Annotated in this window: 1 protein-coding gene; it reads left to right on the forward strand. The window is 69.7% G+C overall.

Annotated elements, in window-relative coordinates:
* Positions 1–32: 32 nt before the first annotated feature.
* On the forward strand, positions 33–1,735 hold a 1,703-nt coding region (locus ACIA6B_RS32515), incomplete at its 3' end, for an acyltransferase domain-containing protein (RefSeq protein ID WP_396779318.1).

Raw genomic sequence — 1,735 nt, forward strand, 5'->3', positions numbered from 1 at the left:
GGCCGGCAGGTCGGCCGTTGCGGTTGGGGTCGGTGAAGTCGAACATCGGCCACACCCAAGCCGCCGCCGGTGTCGCGGGGATCATCAAGATGGTCCTCGCGATGCGGCACGGGTTGATGCCCAGGACGCTGCACGTGGATGCACCGTCTACTCATGTGGACTGGTCGGCTGGGTCGGTGCGTCTGTTGACCGAGGCCACACCGTGGCCGGTCAACGGCCGGCCGCGGCGGGCTGGGGTGTCGTCGTTCGGGATCAGCGGCACCAACGCCCACCTCATCCTGGAAGAACCCGAACCGACCGCGACCCCGGACGGCGCTGAGCTGTTCGAGTCGCCGCAGGACACACCGACCGACCCGGCGGGTTCGGACCAACAGCCGCCGGCGCTGCTGGGCGGGGTGGTGCCGTGGTTGTTGTCGGCCAAGTCCGAGGTGGCGTTGCGGGCGCAGGCGCAGCGGCTGGCCGGGTTCCTGACCGACCGACCCGAGGTCGATTCGGTTGCGGTGGGGCGGGCGTTGGTGGACAGCCGGGCGACCGGGTTCACCCATCGGGGTGTCGTACTCGGCCAGCACCGGCAGGTGTTGATGGATGGGTTGCGGGCGCTGGCCGCGGGTGGCCAGGCGCCAGGGGTGGTGACCGGGGTCGCCGGTTCCGGGCGGCTGGCGGCGGTGTTTTCTGGGCAGGGTAGCCAGCGCCTCGGGATGGGTCTGGGCCTGTACGAGGCGTATCCGGTGTTCGCTGACGTGTTCGATCAGGTCTGTGCGTCCTTCGACCAGCATCTCGAACGGTCGTTGCGGGACGTGGTCGCGGGCGAGGCGCAGCTGTTGGATCAGACGATGTATACCCAGGCTGGGTTGTTCGCGGTGCAGGTGGGGTTGTACCGGCTGGTCCGTTCGTGGGGGGTGGCCCCGGAGTATGTGGCGGGGCATTCGATCGGCGAGTTGAGCGCGGCTCATGTGGCGGGGGTGTGGGATCTGGCTGATGCGGTGGCGGTGGTGGCCGCGCGGGGCCGCCTGATGCAGGCGCTTCCCGCTGGCGGGGCCATGGTCGCGTTGACCGCCAGCGACGTCGAGGCGCAGGAGTTGATCGCCGGGCACACCGATCTGGTGGGGGTGGCGGCGGTCAACGGTCCCCGCTCGACGGTGATCTCCGGTGACCAGACCGTGGTGCTGGACTTGGCGCAACAGTGGCGGGACGCCGGTGGTAAGGCGCGGCGGTTGCGGGTCAGTCACGCGTTCCATTCGCCGTTGATGGAGCCGATGCTGGCCGAGTTCGCCGACGTGTTGGGCGGGGTGGTGTGGCGTGAGCCGACCATCCCGGTGGTCTATGGCACCCCCGGCGCGGACGTGACCGAACCGGGATACTGGTTGGCGCATGCCCGCCACACGGTGCGCTACCACGATGCGGTGAACGCGCTGCGTGAGCAGGGCGTGGGCGTGTTCCTCGAACTCGGCCCGGACGGCACGCTGACCTCGATGGCCGACACCGACACCCCCGATGCAGGGGTGTGGCTGCCCACGCTGCGCGCCGATCGCGACGAGCCGCAGACACTCCTGACGGCGGTCGCCGGGGTCCACGTGCACGGCGTGGCGGTGGACTGGCCGACACTGCTCGACACGAGTGCCGGCCGGCGGACTGTGGAACTGCCTACCTATGCGTTTGAGCGTCAGCGGTTTTGGCCGGTGGTGCGGGGTGTGTCGGTGGGGGGTGGGGATGGTGGGTTTGATGCGGAGTTTTG

Origin of the sequence: Micromonospora sp. NPDC051141 (assembly GCF_044455765.1) — a bacterium.
Taxonomy (GTDB): Bacteria; Actinomycetota; Actinomycetes; order Mycobacteriales; family Micromonosporaceae; genus Micromonospora.